The sequence below is a fragment of the Halorubrum sp. Ea8 genome (assembly GCF_002252925.1).
GTDB lineage: Archaea > Halobacteriota > Halobacteria > Halobacteriales > Haloferacaceae > Halorubrum.
On the sequence record NZ_NHPF01000135.1, the window covers coordinates 1 to 604 of the forward strand.

The 604-nt window shown below is 62.0% G+C and carries 1 protein-coding gene; it reads left to right on the forward strand.

Annotation, left to right across the window (positions count from 1 at the left end; translation table 11 throughout):
• Positions 1-202: 202 nt before the first annotated feature.
• Positions 203-604: TetR/AcrR family transcriptional regulator (locus tag DJ74_RS16160; RefSeq protein WP_094527920.1), on the forward strand; the 402-nt coding region annotated here is incomplete at its 3' end.

Genomic DNA, 604 nt, shown 5'->3' on the forward strand with positions numbered 1-604 from the left:
ACGATCTCGCCGTCCTCGATCAGCACGTCCGCCTCCGCCAGCTCGCCGACGTCGGGATCGAGAGAGACGACGGTCCCGTTTCGGATGATCTTTCGTGTCATGTCCGACTGTACCGTTTGACCATGAGGTTAAAAATTTACTGTATGGTAAACCGAATCGGACGGTGGGATCGCTTATGTGTCTCACCGTCGGAGAGGGCCGTATGAGCGACTCCCGCGAGACCGTCTCCTCCAAGGACACCGAGGAGGTGATCATGGAGGCCACGTTCCGTGCGCTGAGCAAGCACGGGTACACGGACCTCCGGATGCGCGACATCGGCGAGGAGATGGACCTCACCCGGCAGGTGATCCACTACCACTTCGACGGCAAGTACGACCTGCTGNNCGTCGAGGTGGACGCGGACGACGACCCCCGCTCGGAGCTCGACGCGCGGATCGACCAGTGCCTGTTCGGGCCCGAGTTCGAGGAGTTCTCCCACTGGGAGCGCATGAAGGTGTACCACGAGCTGTACACCCACGCGCAGAACGACGGTGACCACCGCGAGATCTTCAACGAGCACTACGACCGCGTCCGCGGGAGCATCATCGAGGTCGTCGAAGACGGG